Consider the following 16296-nt stretch of genomic DNA (forward strand, 5'->3'; position numbering starts at 1 on the left):
GCCCTTTCTTTGCTTAATATGCACTGGCTCCATAGTTGGACAGGTAGCGTGCACTAGGATCGTTCACGTCGCATCCCTTCCAGCTGCGGTTCGGCATCCAGAAATCCTTAATCATATCTGCTTCACCAGGATAGAACTTTTCAAAGATTTCACGATACAGCAGTGATTCTTTTGTAAACGGTGTGCAGTAGGCATACTGTCTGCGCTTCTGTTCATATTCTTCATCTGTATAGCATTCAGCTGCATATGCCTTCAGATCATCTGCCAGGGAATGGCCGACAGCATCTGAGAAGGCTGCCTTGTCACGGAACAGAATGTTATGGGGCAGGCAGTTGTCCTTTTCAAAGGCATGGCGCAGCAGATACTTGCCCATGTGGTACGTGTTCATCTTCATAGCCGGATCAATGCCCATGACATAGCGGACAAAGGTAAGGTCACCAAACGGCACTCTGCCTTCCAAGGAGTTGGAAGAGATACAGCGGTCAGCGCGCAGCACATCGTACATATACAGCTCCCTGATACGCTTCTCAGCTTCCTTTTCAAAGCTGTCCGCATCCGGAGCAAAGTCGGTGTATTTGTAGCCAAACAGTTCGTCGGAAATTTCGCCGGTAAACAGTACTTTGATGTTGGTTGTCTCATGGATCTTCCTGCACAGCAGATACATGCCAAGTGAAGCACGGATGGTCGTGATATCCCAGGTGCCAAGGATCCGGATCACCTCCGGCAGTGCTTCCAGGATGTCACTCTTTGTCATGCGGAACTCAGTGTGCTCACTGCCGATGAAGTCAGCCACTTCACGGGCATAGCGGCAGTCGATGGCATCAGTATCCATGCCGATGGAGAACGTGCGGATCGGCTTGTCAGAATGGCGCTGGGCAATCGCACAGACAAGGGAGGAATCCAGACCGCCGGAAAGCAGGTAGCCTGCCTCGGCATCCGCATCCATCCGCTTTAATACGCCATCAATCAGCAGATCATGAATGGTGCCGCATACTTCTTCCAGAGATTCTTTGCCAACATGCATCGGCTGCCAGATTTCGGTATATGGCGTGAACTTGCCATCCTTATAGAAAGTGCCCGGCGGGAATGGCATGATGCGCTGGGCAATTGGCTGTAAGGATGCGGCCGTGGAGCCAAAGCAGATCTTTCCGTTTTCGGTATAGCCATAGAACAAAGGACGGATGCCGATCGGATCACGGGATGCGATCCAGCCATCTTTTGCGGAATAGATTACCATGGCATACTCCGCATCCAGCAGTGAGAACATAGCTGTTCCCATCTCTTTGTACAGCGGCAGAATAATCTCACAGTCTGAGCCGGACTTGAATGTATATTTATCAGAAAGTGTTTCTTTGATCGGACGGAAGCCGTAAATTTCACCATTGCATACGACCAGATCATCACCCAGTTTAAATGGCTGCATGCCTGCCGGAGTCAGACCCATGATTGCCAGGCGGTCAAAGCCAAGCATGCCATGATCTGTTGTTACAATGCGGCTGTCATCAGGCCCGCGGTCCTGCAGTCTTCTTAACCCTTTTTCAAAAGCTTCCCTGCTGGTGGCAGGATCTGTTGTTACAAGCAATCCACACATGATTTGTATCCTCCCCGTGAAAAAACAGTCCTCATCCCATGTTTGGGACGAAGGACTGTACTCCGCGGTGCCACCCAGAATTATTGATCACTCGATCAATCGCTTAGTCTCCTGACAATCATCAGGGGTCAATCAGATAACGGTCTGCTCCCGTCGAAGCCTACTTTTCACATTTCGGTCCGAGGCTCAGGGGTGTTCTTTCAGCAATGCGCAATATCGAAGTTCTCACTGTTCTTCGACTCACTTGGATCCGCCTTCTGCTTACTTCTCCCCTTCATCGCTTGTGTCTCTGTTTTACGCCTGATGAAAATGAATGTCAATCAAATTTTCTTGTTTTCTGCAAATTTCTAAATCTTTTTCATTTATTTCTGACTTTGTTTCATCTGCTCCTGCAGTGCCTGCATGACTTCTTTCTCAATTTCCTGCGGCACCATGCCGGTGATCGCACCGCCATTGAGTGCAATCTCCTTTACAACCGAGGAAGACAGGAACGAATACTGCGGCCTTGCAATCATTAACATCGTCTCAATATCGGGATTGAGCATCATGTTGGCTGTTGCCTGTTTCAGCTCATACTCATAGTCTGAAACTGCCCGGATGCCTCTGACGATTGCCACTGCCCCCAGCTGTCTGGCCATATCGACTGTTAAGCCCTCACCAATCACCACCGAAACATTGTGCACCTGCGGCAGTGTCTGAAGGCTTCTGACGATCAGATCACGGCGCTCTGTCTCGGTAAACAGGCACTTCTTGTTTACGTTGCGCATGATCAGAACCGTCACTTCATCAAACATGCGGCTTGCCCGCTCGATAATATCCAGATGGCCATTTGTGATCGGATCAAATGTGCCAGAATAGACTGCTTTCATCAAAATGCCCCCTTAAAAGGCAGGTCCCCTCCTGAATATTGATCATCATATGGAAAAGATCATCAATGCGTTCTGTGTAAGGGCTTTCCTGCCTTGAATCTATCATGTGAATATGTTAACATACACATGCTGTAAAAGTAAACAAGGAGGCTGTTACACAAGATTATGGCGAAAAACTTTCAGGAGCTGTTATCAAAGCTTTCTTCCTGCGGCCGCAAGACACTGAGTGTTGCCTGTGCACAGGACACGGCGGTTCTCGAGGCTGTCAAGGAGGCTCATGACCTTGGCATCATCGATGCCGTTCTCGTCGGCGATGAGGCAAAGATCCGTGAAATTGCCAATGAAATCAAGATGGACTGCAGCCAGTTCACCATCATTAATGAACCGGATAGTGACAAGGCACCGTTAACAGCAGTGCAGCTTGTCCATGATGGCAAGGCAGATATGTATATGAAAGGAATTCTTCCGACAAAGAATTTCCTGAAGTCTGTATTAAACAAGGAAGTCGGCCTGCGTACAGGCAAGCCTCTCTCCCATGTCTGTGTCTTTGAAGTACCGGGCATCGACCGTCTGCTGTTTTTGTCCGATGTTGCCTTCATTCCGTATCCGACACTGGAAGACAAGAAGCACATCATTGAATATGATGTTGACGTTGCCAATGCATGCGGCGTAGAGAATCCGAAAGTTGCTCCGCTGGCTGCGGTTGAGGTTGTCAACCCGAAGATGCCGTGCACGGTAGATGCGGATGAGCTGCGCAAGGCCAATGAAGCCGGCGAGATCAAGGGCTGTGTCGTGGATGGACCGCTGAGTCTGGATATTGCCCTGTATCCTGCCGCTGCCAAGGAAAAGGGTGCCGAAGATCGTCCGGCTGCCGGCAAGGCAGACATTCTGCTGTTCCCGGATATTCATGCCGGCAACCTCGTATACAAGACCATGGTACACATGGTGCCGGGGCTCAAGAACGGCAATGTGCTGGTTGGCACAGCTGCCCCGGTCATTCTGACATCACGTTCCGATTCCAAGGAAACCAAGGTATATTCCATTGCCCTGGCCGCCCTGCTGGCAGAACATATGAGAAAGGTAAACGGATAACATATGGCATATAACATTCTTGTAATCAATCCTGGCTCCACTTCCACCAAGATTGCGATCTTCGCAGATGAAGAGAAAGTCATGGAAGTCGGCCTTGACCACCCGGTATCTGAAATCGAAAAGTTCAAGAAAACCATCGATCAGCTGGATTTCCGCTATCAGGTCATCATGAATTATCTGAAGGAACAGAACTATGACATTCATCAGCTGGATGCCTGTGTTGGAAGAGGCGGTTATCTGCATCCGATTCCAGCCGGCACTTTCACCGTCAATGATGCCATCGTGCATGATCTGACCATTGCCCTGCATGGTGACCATGCCGCAAACCTCGGTGCCCTGCTGGCCAAGAAGATTGCTGATCCGCTGGGCATTCCGGCTTACACGGTTGATCCTACCGCAGTTGATGAAATGCAGGATGTTGCCCGCATTTCCGGTATGCCGGATATCACCAGACGGTCCAAGATTCATGCCCTGAACATCCGTGCTGTCACCAGAGAATATGCAAAGTCCATCGGCAAGAAGTTCAATGAGATCAATGCTGTGGTTGCCCACATGGGCGGCGGCTGCACAACAGCTGTGCTGCGCAAAGGCAAGATCATTGATATGTACAATGGCCTGGATGGCGACGGCGCCTTCGCTCCGACAAGAAGCGGCGGTGTTCCGGTCGGTGATCTGATTCATCTGTGCTACTCTGGCAAGTATCCGACGGAAGATGCCATGATGCGTCACGCGGTTGGTGATGCCGGCATGGTTGCTTACCTTGGCACGGCAGATATGCGTGAAGTCAATAAGATGATTGAAAAGGGTGACAAGAAAGCTGCTCTGATCAAGGAAGCCTTCGTTTACCAGCATTCCAAGGATATTGCAGCTCTGGCAGCAGTCCTCAAGGGTGATGTCGATGTCATCATTCTGACTGGCGGCATTGCCTATGGCAAGGATGTCACGGATGCCATCAAGTCTTATGTCGGCTGGATTGCACCGGTGGCTGTCATTCCTGGTGAGCGTGAGATGATCGCACTTGCTCAGGGTGCCCTGCGTGTATTGACCGGTGAGGAAAAAGCACAGGTTTACGAAGAAGAACCTGAAGATTCCAACTATTGAGATCAAACGCAAAACAGACTGTAAACAGTGTGTGCAATACACTGTCTGCAATCTGTTTTTTCTTATGCTGTACGGTAAACGATCCTGGATCCAAGTCCTTCAAACAGCGGTTCAAAATTGGAATAGGTCATATGATACGTTGTACCGCCATTTGGATCCGCAATCCAGAATCCCGTGGAATCATAGCCGTAGATGACCACAGCATGCATTTCCAGGGGATATTCCACTGTTTTTCCAGTTTCAAGATCTGTCCATTCTGTATATTCCGTAGAGGTGGCATCGTCATCCAGATAGCGCCATGCCTCTACCGGATTGCCGCTGTCCAGGATTGCCTTGATCTCACTGAGAGAAACACCTGTTTCTGCTGTAAAGCCGCCATCCAGCAAAGTATTGGCAGCCTCGGCAATCGGACCGTTATAGCTGCCCCAGCAGGCAATTGTAGGATTGCCGATATAATATTCTTCCGGATCATAGCCAACAAAGCCTTCTCTGGATTGATAGGGATTATCTGCAATGGGCAGTGCATCAATGACATCTTCCATCGTGATGGAACTGTCATAGTACTGCATTAACATATACAGGGATACCGCTTCACAGCCATCCGGATAATCTGGATACTGGTTCACCGCATCCACGCCTTCCAGAATCACACCGCTTCCTGATACCTTCTCATAGGCATCTGCAGCATCCTGTACAAGTTCTTCTTTCTTCATGCCAAAACCGGTAAAAAGTGCTGCTGCCCCGCCTGCGCAGCATAGCAGTGATATCAGTTGTTTCATACGGTTTCTCCTGTTCACATTCAGAGAATACCGGAGGTACGCGAAGTAAACTTTAAGGAATTATGAAGATTTTCTGAACATCTGGAAATGAATATGTGACGTTCCTTTCATCATCTATGCGCAAAAAAATCCGATCCTCCATGTTTGCCATGAAAGACCGGATTTATTTTTGAATCAATCAGTTCTGGTTCGCCTTGGCAATGGCAGCCTTCAGCTTTTCTGTCAGCAGCGGCACTACCTTGTTCAGATCACCAACGATACCATAGTCGGCGACATCGAAGATCGGTGCATTCTCATCCTTGTTGATGGCAATGATGATATCGGACTCTTCCATGCCGGCAACATGCTGAATCGCACCGGAAATACCGATTGCGAAGTAAACATGCGGACGGACAGTCTTACCAGTCTGGCCAACCTGCAGTTCCTTCGGCTTCCAGCCTGCATCAACAACTGCTCTGGAGCAGGATACTGTTCCACCCAGAACAGCAGCCAGATCATCCAGAAGCTTGAAGTTTTCAGCAGAACCAACACCACGGCCGCCGGAAACAAGGATCTTGGCAGCAGAGATATCCGCAACCTTGGAGACTTCCTTGACAACCTTTTCGATTGTGACATAGCAGTTGTTCTCTTCCAGAGCCGGCTTCCAGTTGATCACTTCAGCCTTGGCACCCTTGCGAGGCTCAATCTTCTGCATAACACCCGGACGGACAGTAGCCATCTGAGGACGGTTGTTCGGGCAGGCAATGGTAGCGATTGTGTTGCCGCCAAATGCAGGACGTGTCATGAGCAGCTGCTTATGCTTCTGTTCCTGACCTGGGATTGCGACCAGCGGATAATCACCGATATCCAGCTTTGTGCAGTCAGCAGTCAGACCAGTTTCAACACGGGCAGAAGTACGCGGACCAAGATCACGGCCGATGGCAGTAGCACCAACCAGAACGATTTCAGGCTTGAACTCATTGATATAGCCAGCCAGTGCCTGTGTATACGGCTCTGTGCGGTAATCCTTCAGCTTCGGGTCATCGATGACGACAACCTTATCTGCACCATATTCAGCCAGCTCATCAACCAGGCCGCCGACATTCTCACCAATCAATACAGCAGTGACTGTCTTGTCATCCAGAGACTCAGCGAGTTCTCTGGCTTTGCCAAGAAGCTCCAGGGTAATCGGAGAAAGCTTTCCATCAACCTGCTGGGCATAAATTGCAGTACCCTTGTATTCTTCCAGATTCTTCTTAATCATCTCTTCTTCCTCCCATTACTCAGATCACATGCTTTTCAGCAAGCACATTGACGATATAGTCAGCTGCATCTGCCGGTGTATCCGGTGTCACCTTGACACCCTTGCCCTTGGCAACCTTATCAGATGCCTTGGCAATCATGGTCGGAGAACCTGCCTTACCAATATCGGAGTCATCAACATCCAGGTTTTTTCTGCCCCAGACAGTCACATCCTTGGCATATGCATCAAAGATTCCACCAGGTGTCATATAACGAGGCGTATCCAGCTCAGAAAGAGCTGTGATCAGGCAAGGCATCTTGGCTCTGACAATCATATAGCCATCATCAAACTGTCTCTTGACGACAACCTCATTGCCCTCAACCTTGACTTCTCTTGCATAAGAGATCACCGGAATGCCCAGATGTTCTGCAATCTGCGGACCAACCTGTGCAGTATCGCCATCGATTGCCTGACGTCCTGTAAAGATCAGGTCATACTTCATATTCTTCAAAGCACCGGCAATTGTAGAAGAAGTAGCCCATGTATCAGCACCGCCGAGCACTCTGTCAGTTACCAGGACACCATCATCAGCGCCCATGGCCATTGCTTCACGCAGTACCTCATCGGCCTTCGGAAGACCCATGGTCAGTACAGTAACCTTGATATTCTCAGGATCCTTGTCCTTGATTTCCAGAGCTGCTTCAAGACCAGCCTTATCATCAGGGTTCATGATCGCCAGCATAGCGCCGCGGTCCAGGGTTCCATCCGGTTTGAACTTGACGCCGCCCGCTGTATCAGGAACCTGCTTGATGCATACTACGATATTCATCATCTTCTGTCTCCTTCTCTTATTTCAGCATATCTGCGGAAATGACCATTCTCTGTACTTCAGAAGTACCTTCATAGATTTCCGTGATCTTCGCATCTCTCATCATACGTTCAACTTCATATTCTCTGATGTAGCCATAGCCGCCCATCAGCTGAACACACTCGGTTGTAACATGCATTGCTGTTTCAGCCGCAAACAGCTTAGCCTCAGCAGCCTCTACAGAATAACGCGGCTTGAGAGCCTTGGCCTCAGCAGCACGGTATACAAGGAACTTGGCTGCCTCAACCTGTGTCTTCATATTAGCAAGCTGGAACTGTGTATTCTGGAACTGAGACAGAGATCTGCCAAACTGCTTTCTTTCCTTGACATATGCCACACAGCGGTCCAGAGCACCTTCCGCAAGGCCAAGAGCCTGCGCAGCGATACCAATACGGCCGCCATCCAGTGTATGCATGGCAATCGGGAAGCCCTTGCCTCTTGTGCCAAGCAGATTGTCCTTCGGAATACGGCAGTCCTGGAAGATCAGCTCATATGTGGAAGAACCGCGGATACCCATCTTGTTCTCCTTTGTACCAAAGGTGAATCCCGGTGTACCCTTTTCAACAATGAAGGTAGAGAATCTCTTCTGCTTTCTGCCCTTCTTGTCCAGCACGATGTCTGTGTAAGCAATGATGATATAGATATCTGCTTCCTTACCATTGGTAATGAAGCACTTGGAACCATTCAGAACCCACTCCTGGGTAGCTTCATCAAAGACAGCCTTTGTCTGAGCACCCTGAGCATCTGTACCAGCACCCGGCTCAGTCAGAGCGAAGGCACCAAGCTTTTCACCCTTGGCCAGCGGAACCAGGAACTTCTTCTTCTGCTCCTCTGTACCAAATGTATTGATCGGATCCATGCACAGGGAAGTATGTGCAGATACGATGACGCCGGTTGTGCCGCAGACCTTGGAAAGCTCCTCAACGAGCATGACATATGTCAGCGGATCGCAGCCCTGGCCGCCATATTCCTTCGGAATCGGAACACCCATGAAACCGTACTTCTGCATCTTCTTGACAGTTTCCCGCGGGAATTCTTCCGTTTCATCCACTTCAATTGCATGCGGCTTTACTTCTGTTTCAGCAAAGTCTTTGAAAAGCTTCTGCGCCATCTGATGTGGCTTGTCCAACTGGAAATCCATTTCTATATTCCTCCAATATTTCAAACATGGCCGGGAGCGTCTATTCTTTCATCTCCCGCATACCATAGCAACAGCGCTGAGCGTCAAATACGTCCAGCGCTGAAGTTCGCAACTGATCTTATAACTCGTCTACCGGTGTCTTGGTTCTGTCCGCATTGTACTTGTAGAAGCCAAAGCCAGTCTTGACACCCAGATGTCCGCCTCTGACCATCTTTCTTAACAGCATAGCCGGACGGTACTTGGAATCGCCTGTCTCTTTGTACAGTGTATCCATGATGGCAAGAACGATATCCAGACCAATGAAGTCGCCCAGTTCCAGCGGTCCCATCGGATGGTTGCAGCCAAGCTTCATGGCAGTATCGATGCCTTCGATGTTGGAGACACCTTCGCTGTAAACCTGGATACCCTCGTTGATCATCGGGATCAGGATACGATTGACAACAAAGCCCGGAGCCTCATTGACTTCAACCGGCGTCTTGCCCAGCTTGACAGCGATTTCCTTGACTGCCTTGACATCTTCATCAGATGTGTTGGCACCCTTGATGACCTCAACCAGCTTCATCACCGGAGCCGGGTTGAAGAAATGCATGCCGATCACAGGCTTCTTCAGGCCTGCGCCAATCTCTGTGACAGACAGAGAAGAAGTATTTGTGGCAAAGATGCACTTGTCATTCTTGACAATGTTCTCTTCCAGATCCTTGAATGTGCTCTTCTTGATGTCCATGACTTCCAGAGCTGCCTCAACAACCAGATCCGGATCCACAGCCTGAGAGTTCAGGCCTGTCTGCATCTTGTTCAGGATGGCATCCTCTGCTTCCTGTGTCATCTTGCCCTTGGCAACACGCTTATCAAGAGAAGCTTTGACCTTGGCCTTACCGCCATCAGCGAACTCCTGCTTGATATCGCAAAGATACACTTTCTCAACATCAGCGCACTGGGCAAATGCCTGGGCAATGCCGCGGCCCATTGTGCCAGCACCAATAACTGCTACCTTCATCTGTTATTCCTCCTGTCTTACCTTATGCATTCTTGAAAGCCACATGCTTGACTTTCTTTGGATCATCTTTCTTGCGAAGGAAATTGGCCATACCTTCCTTCTGATCCTCACTCTCGAAGCAGCTGCCAAACAGTCCTTCTTCCACTGTCACAGCTTCATCCATCTCTTTTTCAAGACCTTCGTTGACAGCCTTCTTGCAGGCACGTACCGCAATCGGTGCATTTGCAGCGATTGTCTGGGCCAGCTTCAGTGCTGTCGGCATCAGTTCTTCTGCAGAGACAACCTGATTGACCAGGCCAATGCGCAGTGCCTCATCTGCCTTGATATTGCGGGCAGTATAGATCATCTGCTTGGCATAGCCAGGTCCAACCAGTCTTGCCAGACGCTGTGTACCGCCAAAACCAGGTGTGATGCCCAGGCCTGCCTCAGGCTGGCCAAACACAGCATTTTCACTGGCGATACGGAAGTCGCAGCTCATTGCAAGCTCATTGCCGCCGCCAAGAGCGAAGCCATTGACAGCCGCAATCACCGGGATCGGGAATGTCTCAATACGGCGGAAAAGATCATTGCCCTTCTTGCCGAATGCCTTTCCTTCTTCCTTGGTCAGTGTGCTCATCTCACCAATATCAGCACCAGCCACAAAGCTTCTGTCACCAGCACCCGTTACAATCAGGCAGCGCACTGTATTGACATCGACACCATCCAGCACGGCGCTCAGATCATCCAGAACCTGAGAATTCAGTGCATTCAGTGCCTTCGGACGGTCAATGGTAATGATGCCAACCTGACCGTTTACCTCATAATCGACAAAGCTCATTGTCAGTCCTCACGCTCCACAACAGTAGCGCAGCCCATGCCGCCGCCGATGCACAGTGTTGCAAGACCTCTGTGTGCATTCTTCTGCTTCATGGCATACAGCAGAGTAACCAGGATTCTGGCACCGGAAGCGCCAACCGGATGACCCAGGGCAATGGCACCGCCATTGACGTTCAGCTTTTCAGGATCGAAATGCAGTTCCTTGGCAACTGCGCAGCTCTGTGCAGCAAATGCCTCGTTAGCCTCATACAGATCGAAGTCATCGATGGTCAGGCCTGTTCTCTTCATGACCTTGCGTGTTGCCGCAACCGGACCGACACCCATAATTGCCGGATCAACACCAGCCAGGCAGCCGGCAATCCATGTTGCCATCGGCTTGATGCCCAGTTCCTTTGCCTTGTCTTCAGACATGATGACAAGCGCAGCAGCACCATCATTGATACCAGAAGCGTTGCCAGCAGTAACAACACCGCCCTGCTTGCCAGAGCAGCACTTCAGCTTGGCAAGAACCTCAGGTGTCTGACCCTCTCTCGGGCCCTCATCTGTATCAACAGTTACAATACCCTTCTTGCGGCCCATGTTGACCTCAATCGGAACAATCTCTTCCTTGAAGCGGCCATTGTCACGGGCATCGCATGCTTTATTCTGAGAATGAGCGGAGAACTCATCCAGCTCTTCTCTTGTCAGATGCCATCTTTCAGCTACGTTCTCAGCTGTAATCATCATGTGATAGTCATTGAATGCATCCCACAGCGCATCATGGACCATAGCATCAACCAGGCCATCCTTCGGTGTATTCATACGATAACCGAATCTTGCATGCGGCAGCAGGTAAGGACCATTGGACATGGATTCCATACCACCGGCAACGACGACATCCGCATCACCTGCTTCAATCATCTCAGCTGCCATATTGACGCAGTTCAAACCAGAACCACAGACAACATTCACGGTGACAGCCGGTGTTTCTACCGGCAGACCAGCCTTGATCGAAGCCTGTCTTGCCGGGTTCTGTCCCAGACCAGCCTGGATCACATTACCCATATATACATGGTCGACCTGCTCAGGCTTCAAGCCTGCACGCTTTACTGCTTCCTTGATCACAGCAGCACCGAGATCCACTGCCGGAACGGTGCTGAGTTCGCCGCCCATCTTACCAATGGCTGTACGGCAGGCACTCGCAATAACAATTTTCTTTGACATCTGATGTGTCTCCTTCCTTATGAGCAACTTGTTAAAGTTTTCTCATGCACGAATAAAGATACCACAAGCCTGTATGATTTTCAATCAGGTTTCTGTAAAACAAAGTTCAATATGTGCTTTTATTCACAAATTGTTTTTATATATTTCAAATCTTTGCCAAATTGAAATTTCCATCTGCCTGCCAATATATATCATCGTTTTATTTATGCATCATTTTGCTAAAGTACCATTAAAAAGCTGCTTCAGAAAAAATCATTATAAAAGAAGCTGATCTGAACCACCAAAAGTGAAAAGGAATATGAATATTGTCATATAATATTCTCATCAGGGAAGAAATACTGTGAAACTGCTATTTAAACAGCGCATCTTAAGCTGGTTCGACAGCTATGACATTTATGATGAGGAAGGAAATACCATTTACGTCGTCAAAGGACAACTGGCATGGGGACACTGTCTGAAAATCTTCGATAACTGTGGAAATGAACAGGGAACAGTACAGGAAAGAATATTCCGTCTTCTGCCTCATTTCGACCTGTATGTGGCAGATCAGAAAATCGGCTCTGTCCAGAAACGATTCACATTCTTCAGTCCGGTCTATGACATTGACTTCAACGGCTGGCAGGCAAAAGGATCCTTCACCGGGTGGAATTATTCCATCTTTGACCGCCATGGTGAAATCATCGCAGAGATCCGCAAAGAACTGTTCCACCTCAGCGACACCTATGTTATTGATGTCAAAAAGGACGAAGACTCACTATATTGCCTCATGTTCGTTCTCGCCATCGATGCCGAAAAATGTTCCCAGGGCAATTGAACTGAAGACAACGTACCCAGTCGGTCCATACTGATTCAGGTTATCCCGCAAAAAAACAGGCACAATGTCCTGTTCAGCTTCGATTCAGTATTTTCCCAATGTGCTTGATCTCAATCGTGATGGTGCCATCCTCATGCTTGATAAACTCAATCAGATCCGGATTCTGAAAGTACTCCACCGGAAAGCTCAACTCAATACCGGTATCCGTCTTGAGCTTCTGGTTCTTCATTTTGCGCACCACGGCTGCCTTTGGCACTTCCAGCGCATCCGGCACCTCGGCCTCTTTGCGCTTCTGCTCAAACGCAGCAGCCATCTCTTCCTGGTGATCATAACCGGCAAATGCTTCTTCCACTGCCTCCTCCATCGCCAGCGGCCTTTCTTCCTTTGCACTGGTGCGTACCGCCCGCTTGATGCCGGATACCGCAATCGATGGATTCTCATCATACTGCTGGGCAACCTCATTGGCGATCTGTGTCATCTGGGAAATGACTTCCTGATCTGATTTCTTCCCAGTGCAGTGCAGCAGCACATCCTGCAGCAGGGCTGTATCATCCGGCCAGTTTGTTTCATCTGTATACAGAATCTCATCATTGAGCAGATTGACAAAGCAGAAGGAAGAAAGCTTCCGGGTGGCAGAAGGCAGAATCGGCTGGTGTGCAAAGCTGTTAGCCACCCTGTCACCATTCATCTGTGTTGTATGCGTCCAGGCACTCTGGTTCATTAACAGCATGATGCCAAAGTATGGTACCTCATCTGCCCGAAAATCCACAGCCAGTACATCCAGGCAGGCACCAGGATGCTCTTTCAGCCAGGCTGAAAGCACCCCTGCCGCATCACCACTGGTTTCTTCAAAGTCTTTGTGCTGATGAAAAAAGTCATGCATCAGCACCTGAAACGGACTGTCGGGCAGAAACGTGCCATGGCGGCTGCGCAGGTCATTGAAACATCTTCTCGTATGCCCATAGACATACTTCTGGATTTCCGGCTTTTCCAGATCCAATGTCTGCTGTGAGAGAATTTCGGTATCTGTACTGCTGTCAAGAATATGCAAAATCGCCCTTGTCAGAACAATGCCGGCACTCTTGTCTTCCAGTACTGCTTCTTCGTTATCTTCCATCTTCTTCGTTTAAAAAAGCGGGATCCTGCCCGCTTTTGCAAGTCCTTTCAATCTTTTTTATCCGTTTCCGGTTCGCCTTCAATCGGGCCTTCCTGATCTGCAGGTGCGGTCCGGTCCATGATCGTGCCGCAGTATGGACAGATCGGCTTTTCGATATTCACTGTATGGCCGCACTCCGAACAATCGCAGGCAGGCAGATACAGATAGCCGCCCATGACTGTGTCAGATGGCTTTCTGTGATGAATCCAATACCCATGTTTCTTGCTCATTCCCATCACCTCTATTGAAACTTATGTGCTCTTATTATATCAGATGCCAGCGGACTTGTGATGCAGTCGTCTCAATTCTGCTCCAGAAAGACTTCTGCCCGTTTTCTGGCAATGGCAAGCAGGCTTGCTACATCCTGCTGCAGATGAAAGCGGGCAGGCACTTCTTCCAACATTTGTGAAAGATCGTCCATCACTGCTGCACTGACCGTATCCTGATCCCTTCTGCCCATGCCAAGAAATGCCGGCCGGGAGAAAGATTTGCGTGAAACAGTCAGATAACAGTCAAACAGATCCGCCCATTCTGCCTCCATCACAGGATCTTCATCATAGACACCAAGTGTCTCCAGATGCGTGATCAGCTGTTCATTCATCGTCTTACGATTAAAAGCATTTGGCTTTGTGTCTGCCATCTGCCGGATCATGAGCAAAGTATGCATGAAGTTGTCCGGCCGCTGTTTCAGCTGCGCTCTGCCATATCGCTTCTGCAGAATCACAAGACGCCGCTGATCATCAGGATCATCATACTGTGCGATCCTTTCCTGCAGGATTTTCTCACGCAGGCTGATATCCTTGATCTCATAGTAATGGAGTGGCCAGTCTTCAAGATACTGGCTGTGATCCGCTTCTTTCTTTTTCATGAACATATGTTTTATTATACCTCTTTCCCACATTTTCCCATGAAAAAGAGACTGTGCATCCTGCACAGTCCCAATTTCCCATAACTCAGGAGGAGATACAGCAATTGATTACTTCTTCTGAACGTACTTCAGGCAGTCCAGTGTAACGGCAGCCAGAATGATGATACCTTCGAAGACGAACTGCAGGTTGGTATCAATACCAAGAATCGTCAGGGAATATGTCAGAGAAGTGAAGATCAGAACACCAACGACGACGCCGGAGATCTTACCAATACCACCAGTGAAGGAGACACCGCCGACCACGCAGGCAGCAATGGCATCCATATCCCAGCCCTGTCCATACGCAGCAGAACCAGAACCAACCATTCTGTTGCACTCGAGCCATGCACCGATACCATACATGATACCAGCAAGAATGAAGGCACTCAGTGTTGTCTTGAAGACAGAGATACCGGAAACAGTCGCTGCTTCAGGGTTGCCGCCGACGGCATACAGATTCTTGCCAAGAGTTGTCTTGTTCCAGATGAACCAGACAACGAAGATGGCAGCCACAGCCCAGAGGATAATTGTCGGGAAACCATTGACCTTAGGAATGAATATCTGAGGAATCTTGGCATCGATAGCACCGAAGGATACACCTTTTGTCGCATAGGTAACAATACCGAAGATAATCAGCATGTTGCTCATTGTGGAAATGAACGGATGCATGCGGAACTTTGCCATGAAGAAGCCAGCCACAGTAGCAAATGCTGTTGTCAGGATGATGCATACCAGCAATGCAAACAGTGCCTTGCCGACCAGCGGCCAAGATGTGAAGTCAAAGATATGTCCGAACACAGCACCGGTGTTGATTCCCTGGTGCATGATGATCGTCGCGGTAACCATACCCATACCGACCATACGTCCGACAGACAGATCGGTACCGGTTAACAGGATCAGTCCGGCAACACCCAGTGCCAGGAACATACGCGGACTTGCCTGCTGCAGAATGTTCAGCACATTGGTGACAGTAAACAACTGAGTATGTTTGACAACCGGCGTGATGATTGCCAGGAAGATGAAGATTGCCACAATGACAATGTACAGTCCATTCTTGAGGAAGAACTGCTTCTTATTAAATGTGTAGCGGTAGTTCTCCCACTTCTGAGCCTGTTTCTGTCCGAATGTGAATCTGGACATGCGCAGATTATCAATCAGATGATACTGGTAAGTGAAGGCCTCATGACGTCTGTCCTTGATTTCCTGCAGTTCATTCTGATATGTCATCTTGGCATCAAACTGACGGTTCTTGTAAACGTAGTTCTCATCCTTGATTTCATGCTTGTCACTCAGCTTGGCAAGATTGGCATCATGTTCCTTCTTCAGGGTATCCAGCGCAGCAGCGTATTTCTGCTTTGCCTGATCAAGCTCGGCATCGCAGCTGGCATTCACCTTGTCCAGATACTTGCTCTTGTAGTTCTCCTTGAGGTATCCCTCAGCCTTGCTGACAAGCGCCTTGATCTCATCCTTATGCTTGTTTTCAACAACCTTGGCGTCCTCAATCTCCTTGTGAATCGCCACACTCCGGTCATTGGCTTCTCTGGCATCGAGTGTCTTGTCATTCTTTACATGAATCAGCTCGTTGCGCAGCGTCTGAATCTTTGTGCTTCCCTCAGCACGCATTGCATCAATCTGTTTCTGGATGTCTTCTACATATGCACTGATCGGCTCGCGGAGCTGTTCCTCCTGCTCTGCCGTCAGAATATCCTTATTTGTATTCTCCATTTTGCTTTCCCCTTC

The 16296-nt window shown here is 49.2% G+C and carries 16 protein-coding genes and 1 other annotated feature; of the genes, 3 read left to right on the top strand and 13 right to left on the bottom strand.

Annotated elements, in window-relative coordinates; genetic code table 11:
• Positions 1 to 13 precede the first annotated feature (13 nt).
• Together asnB and coaD are read right to left on the bottom strand one after the other, a co-directional pair.
• The gene (gene asnB, locus DHU66_RS02195) at positions 14 to 1591 is read right to left on the bottom strand and encodes an asparagine synthase B (protein WP_108774253.1); all 1578 of its coding nucleotides are present in this window, start codon (positions 1589 to 1591) and stop codon (positions 14 to 16) included.
• Positions 1592 to 1631: 40 nt separating this feature from the next.
• Positions 1632 to 1878 (bottom strand) — a binding site (T-box leader).
• A gap of 75 nt (positions 1879 to 1953) precedes the next feature.
• A complete protein-coding gene (coaD, locus tag DHU66_RS02200; protein WP_108774254.1) occupies positions 1954 to 2460 on the bottom strand; it encodes a pantetheine-phosphate adenylyltransferase in 507 nt (168 codons plus the stop codon).
• A 165-nt stretch (positions 2461 to 2625) separates the two neighbouring features.
• On the opposite strand from coaD, the gene ptb reads away from it, so the two are divergent.
• Together ptb and buk are read left to right on the top strand one after the other, a co-directional pair.
• The gene (gene ptb / locus DHU66_RS02205; RefSeq protein ID WP_108774255.1) at positions 2626 to 3552 is read left to right on the top strand and encodes a phosphate butyryltransferase; all 927 of its coding nucleotides are present in this window, start codon (positions 2626 to 2628) and stop codon (positions 3550 to 3552) included.
• A 3-nt stretch (positions 3553 to 3555) separates the two neighbouring features.
• Positions 3556 to 4653 carry a butyrate kinase gene (buk, locus tag DHU66_RS02210; protein WP_108774256.1) on the top strand — a complete coding sequence of 366 codons (1098 nt, stop codon included), beginning with the start codon at positions 3556 to 3558 and terminating at the stop codon, positions 4651 to 4653.
• A gap of 62 nt (positions 4654 to 4715) precedes the next feature.
• Here the strand turns inward: buk and DHU66_RS02215 are convergent, their stop codons facing one another.
• From DHU66_RS02215 to DHU66_RS02245, 7 genes are all read right to left on the bottom strand, one after another.
• Positions 4716 to 5432, bottom strand: a complete 717-nt coding sequence (locus DHU66_RS02215; protein ID WP_108774257.1) for a C39 family peptidase — start codon at positions 5430 to 5432, stop codon at positions 4716 to 4718.
• Between the two features lie 178 nt (positions 5433 to 5610).
• Entirely contained in the window at positions 5611 to 6675 is a 1065-nt protein-coding gene (locus DHU66_RS02220) for an electron transfer flavoprotein subunit alpha/FixB family protein (protein WP_108774258.1), read from the bottom strand.
• Positions 6676 to 6694: 19 nt separating this feature from the next.
• The gene (locus DHU66_RS02225; protein WP_245309327.1) at positions 6695 to 7486 is read right to left on the bottom strand and encodes an electron transfer flavoprotein subunit beta/FixA family protein; all 792 of its coding nucleotides are present in this window, start codon (positions 7484 to 7486) and stop codon (positions 6695 to 6697) included.
• A 16-nt stretch (positions 7487 to 7502) separates the two neighbouring features.
• Complete coding sequence (locus tag DHU66_RS02230) at positions 7503 to 8663, bottom strand: acyl-CoA dehydrogenase (protein WP_108774259.1); 1161 nt, start codon at positions 8661 to 8663, stop codon at positions 7503 to 7505.
• 118 nt (positions 8664 to 8781) lie between these two features.
• A complete protein-coding gene (locus DHU66_RS02235; RefSeq protein WP_108774260.1) occupies positions 8782 to 9660 on the bottom strand; it encodes a 3-hydroxyacyl-CoA dehydrogenase NAD-binding domain-containing protein in 879 nt (292 codons plus the stop codon).
• A gap of 22 nt (positions 9661 to 9682) precedes the next feature.
• Positions 9683 to 10477 (bottom strand): enoyl-CoA hydratase-related protein, encoded by a 795-nt coding sequence (locus tag DHU66_RS02240; protein ID WP_108774261.1) that lies wholly within the window; start codon positions 10475 to 10477, stop codon positions 9683 to 9685.
• Between the two features lie 2 nt (positions 10478 to 10479).
• Positions 10480 to 11679 (bottom strand): acetyl-CoA C-acetyltransferase, encoded by a 1200-nt coding sequence (locus DHU66_RS02245; protein ID WP_108774262.1) that lies wholly within the window; start codon positions 11677 to 11679, stop codon positions 10480 to 10482.
• A 340-nt stretch (positions 11680 to 12019) separates the two neighbouring features.
• Here DHU66_RS02245 and DHU66_RS02250 point away from each other — a divergent pair, with 340 nt between their 5' ends.
• Positions 12020 to 12493, top strand: a complete 474-nt coding sequence (locus tag DHU66_RS02250) for an LURP-one-related/scramblase family protein (RefSeq protein WP_108774263.1) — start codon at positions 12020 to 12022, stop codon at positions 12491 to 12493.
• A gap of 73 nt (positions 12494 to 12566) precedes the next feature.
• On the opposite strand, the gene DHU66_RS02255 is transcribed toward DHU66_RS02250, so the two are convergent.
• The 4 genes from DHU66_RS02255 to DHU66_RS02270 form a co-directional block, all read right to left on the bottom strand.
• Positions 12567 to 13610: a nucleoid-associated protein gene (locus DHU66_RS02255; protein WP_108774264.1), complete on the bottom strand. Its 1044-nt coding sequence runs from the start codon at positions 13608 to 13610 to the stop codon at positions 12567 to 12569.
• 47 nt (positions 13611 to 13657) lie between these two features.
• A complete protein-coding gene (locus DHU66_RS02260) occupies positions 13658 to 13879 on the bottom strand; it encodes a toprim domain-containing protein (protein ID WP_108774265.1) in 222 nt (73 codons plus the stop codon).
• A gap of 71 nt (positions 13880 to 13950) precedes the next feature.
• Positions 13951 to 14517, bottom strand: coding sequence for a DUF6553 family protein (locus DHU66_RS02265; RefSeq protein ID WP_135358283.1), 567 nt, complete (start codon positions 14515 to 14517; stop codon positions 13951 to 13953).
• Positions 14518 to 14625: 108 nt separating this feature from the next.
• Positions 14626 to 16281, bottom strand: coding sequence for an ABC transporter permease subunit (locus DHU66_RS02270; protein WP_108774267.1), 1656 nt, complete (start codon positions 16279 to 16281; stop codon positions 14626 to 14628).
• Positions 16282 to 16296 lie beyond the last annotated feature (15 nt).

It is taken from the genome of Lactimicrobium massiliense (assembly GCF_900343155.1).
GTDB classification, from domain to species: domain Bacteria; phylum Bacillota_I; class Bacilli_A; order Erysipelotrichales; family Erysipelotrichaceae; genus Bulleidia; species Bulleidia massiliensis.

Coding starts and splice junctions, on each gene's coding strand:
- asnB (WP_108774253.1), bottom strand. CDS start 1,591: ATGTGTGGATTGCTTGTAACAACAGATCCTGCCACCAGCAGGGAAGCT.
- coaD (WP_108774254.1), bottom strand. CDS start 2,460: ATGAAAGCAGTCTATTCTGGCACATTTGATCCGATCACAAATGGCCAT.
- ptb (WP_108774255.1), top strand. CDS start 2,626: ATGGCGAAAAACTTTCAGGAGCTGTTATCAAAGCTTTCTTCCTGCGGC.
- buk (WP_108774256.1), top strand. CDS start 3,556: ATGGCATATAACATTCTTGTAATCAATCCTGGCTCCACTTCCACCAAG.
- DHU66_RS02215 (WP_108774257.1), bottom strand. CDS start 5,432: ATGAAACAACTGATATCACTGCTATGCTGCGCAGGCGGGGCAGCAGCA.
- DHU66_RS02220 (WP_108774258.1), bottom strand. CDS start 6,675: ATGATTAAGAAGAATCTGGAAGAATACAAGGGTACTGCAATTTATGCC.
- DHU66_RS02225 (WP_245309327.1), bottom strand. CDS start 7,486: ATGATGAATATCGTAGTATGCATCAAGCAGGTTCCTGATACAGCGGGC.
- DHU66_RS02230 (WP_108774259.1), bottom strand. CDS start 8,663: ATGGATTTCCAGTTGGACAAGCCACATCAGATGGCGCAGAAGCTTTTC.
- DHU66_RS02235 (WP_108774260.1), bottom strand. CDS start 9,660: ATGAAGGTAGCAGTTATTGGTGCTGGCACAATGGGCCGCGGCATTGCC.
- DHU66_RS02240 (WP_108774261.1), bottom strand. CDS start 10,477: ATGAGCTTTGTCGATTATGAGGTAAACGGTCAGGTTGGCATCATTACC.
- DHU66_RS02245 (WP_108774262.1), bottom strand. CDS start 11,679: ATGTCAAAGAAAATTGTTATTGCGAGTGCCTGCCGTACAGCCATTGGT.
- DHU66_RS02255 (WP_108774264.1), bottom strand. CDS start 13,610: ATGGAAGATAACGAAGAAGCAGTACTGGAAGACAAGAGTGCCGGCATT.
- DHU66_RS02260 (WP_108774265.1), bottom strand. CDS start 13,879: ATGAGCAAGAAACATGGGTATTGGATTCATCACAGAAAGCCATCTGAC.
- DHU66_RS02265 (WP_135358283.1), bottom strand. CDS start 14,517: ATGAAAAAGAAAGAAGCGGATCACAGCCAGTATCTTGAAGACTGGCCA.
- DHU66_RS02270 (WP_108774267.1), bottom strand. CDS start 16,281: ATGGAGAATACAAATAAGGATATTCTGACGGCAGAGCAGGAGGAACAG.